This window comes from Sphingobium cupriresistens (assembly GCF_004152865.1).
Lineage (GTDB): Bacteria > Pseudomonadota > Alphaproteobacteria > Sphingomonadales > Sphingomonadaceae > Sphingobium > Sphingobium cupriresistens.
The window spans coordinates 1-2259 of sequence record NZ_SEOO01000098.1 but is presented as its reverse complement, the minus strand read 5'-3'; the positions used below and the strand labels follow the sequence as shown (position 1 = coordinate 2259).

3 protein-coding genes are annotated in these 2259 nt (G+C 58.6%); 1 reads left to right on the top strand and 2 read right to left on the bottom strand.

The genetic code is table 11. From position 1 onward, the window contains the following. Positions 1-82: 82 nt before the first annotated feature. Positions 83-850: an acyl-CoA dehydrogenase family protein gene (locus EWH12_RS21700; protein ID WP_129927798.1), complete on the bottom strand. Its 768-nt coding sequence runs from the start codon at positions 848-850 to the stop codon at positions 83-85. 158 nt (positions 851-1008) lie between these two features. Between EWH12_RS21700 and EWH12_RS21695 the strand changes: the two genes are divergently transcribed. Beyond that, on the top strand, positions 1009-1566 hold the full coding sequence (locus EWH12_RS21695; RefSeq protein ID WP_066602484.1) for a TetR/AcrR family transcriptional regulator: 558 nt from the start codon (positions 1009-1011) through the stop codon (positions 1564-1566). A gap of 141 nt (positions 1567-1707) precedes the next feature. Here EWH12_RS21695 and tnpA read toward each other — a convergent pair. Beyond that, the coding region (gene tnpA, locus EWH12_RS22845) for an IS200/IS605 family transposase (protein ID WP_242496176.1) at positions 1708-2259 on the bottom strand (552 nt) is incomplete at its 5' end.

Sequence of the window (2259 nt, the reverse complement as noted above, 5' to 3'; positions counted from 1 at the left end):
TTCCACGCTGTAGATCCCCACACCTCCCTGACTCGGCAGAAAGGCTTCAAGGTGGACGACTTTTACGCCGCCCGCAGCAGGACTATCCCGCCGCTACCGTGGTCGAATATTGCTCCGCCGTTCTCATCCGGCACGCTCCGGCCTGTTCGCCAGCCAGTGCGACCCGCGCGATGTCGAGTGTCTGTTCGAACGTGACCTCGTTTACGCCTGCAATATGCACTGCTTGTGCCTGGCCGAACATGATCTTCGACAGGCGCAAGGACGGATCCCAGCTTTGCAGCGGTTCGATCTGCACATGGGCGGGATCGACCTCGAAACAGCCAAGGCCGTCTGGGGTCTGCGCAAAGACGAGCAGCATGTCGGCGAGATTGGCCGACAGAACGAAGGACGCCGCGCCGTTCAATATCCACTGATTTCCCTGCAGTTGTGCCGTCACCGTCACGCCCGGCACATCCCAGCTTCCGCTGTCGCCGGTAAAGGCGACCGTGACGATCTTTTCGCCCGAAGCGATGGCGGGCAACAACCGCGCCTTGGCATCGTCATCGTGCGAAAGCCCGATCAGGCTCGCCGCGATGAACGCGCTGGACAGAAGCGGACCAGCCAGCAACGCGGCGCCCGCTTCCTCCATGATCTCCTCTATTTCCACCGCACCCGCGCCGATGCCGCCATGCTCGTCAGACACCATCAGCGCGGTGATCCCCATGTCCGCCATGGCGGTCCACAGGGCAGGGTCGTTGCCGCTTTGCGTGGCCATCACGCGGCGAACATCGGCCTCGGCGCACTTCTCCGCGAGCAGCCGCCCAAAGCCTTCGCGCATAGCCGCCCGTTCATCGGGACTAATCATGGTCATGCCGCCGCTCTCCTGTTATTTCAGATTTTCGTAATTACCAGACGGATGTCGTCGGTATATGATTTGAGGTATCTGTTCAAGTGACCTTTAATGCGTCTGATGACGGCCCGCGGGTCGGCCGAGGCAGGCCAAGAAATCCAGCCATCGAAGCGCGGATCATGGATGCCGCGCTCTTGCTATATGGGCGGATGGGCTGGCAGGGATTCAATCTGGAAGGGGTCGCGCGCGGCGCCAATGTCAGCAAAGACGCCCTATATCGGCGCTGGAAAACGCGCGAAGCCTTGTTGGAATCGGCTTTGATGCAACGCTTCGATTGGATCATCACCATCGACAATGGAAATATCCGGGACGATCTGCTGGCGCTAGCAACACGCACCTTTGACGTATTTTCGGGAACCTATGGAGAAGTTGCTCTCCAGTTGCGAACCGATGCCCGCCGGTTTCCTGACGTCCGCGCATTTGCGGCGCCCTATCGTGAAATGATGGTGCTGCAAGGGAGAGGCATCGTCAGGCGCGCGCTCGATCGCGGTGAACTGCCCGCGGAAGCGAAGCCAGGCCTCATCATGGACCTGCTTATTGGAGGGATTACCAATCACATCGTATCGACGCCATCCCATCTGCGCGACCGAATGCTGGCGAACGCGAACATATTTCTTAAAGCAATGGTCGATGTGGTTTTGCTGGGGGCGCAACTTTTGGGGAAATCAGATAGCTGATGACCGAGTGACGATCTCGCTCTTGAATCTGGCATGTTGCGCGTAAACTTGGCCTGAAGAAGATATCGCCTCTTTACGTTTGTTGACTGGCAAAGTCGGTTCGTTGAGCCCTGAATGACTGACCAGCTGAGGCCGGTAGGATCATGGCGCAGGGCTGAAGCCATTTTTGTGGCCATGTGTTTGTCGAGGTGCGCAGGATAGTGTCATCTGTGATCGTGCGGATGTGGTCGAGAAGTGGCCGCGTTGCCAGAAGCGTTGGCCCCAGTAGCGCTTGCGAATATGCTCGAACTCCTGCTGGATTTTACGCGATGACCGCCCCTTGGCCCGGCGCACGAAGTCGCTGACCGAGACATGCGAGGGTATCTCGACGCACATGTGGACGTGATCGCGCGAAAGCGCGCCGTGGACGATCGTCACGCCCATTTCGGCACAGACCTGTCGGATAATCTCGCGAACCCGCAGACGCACCTCGCCATGCAGCACATTGAACCGATATTTCGGTACCCAGAAGAGATGATAGCGATGATCCAATATTGTGTGACAAACGCTGCTATAGCCCATAGCCGAGGTTAGCGTCCGCGCTCGTGGTGTAATTTCCGGTGTAGATTGAGGCGATCGCATGGGTGGGGCATGCCCCACCCATGCGAATTCGATCTCGGTGGCCACCGGGCTCATCGGTAAGGTGGAGTTACC

Excerpts from the sequence above, each read along its gene's own strand:
- EWH12_RS21700 (WP_129927798.1), bottom strand. The coding sequence starts at position 850 with ATGACCATGATTAGTCCCGATGAACGGGCGGCTATGCGCGAAGGCTTT.
- EWH12_RS21695 (WP_066602484.1), top strand. The coding sequence starts at position 1,009 with ATGGATGCCGCGCTCTTGCTATATGGGCGGATGGGCTGGCAGGGATTC.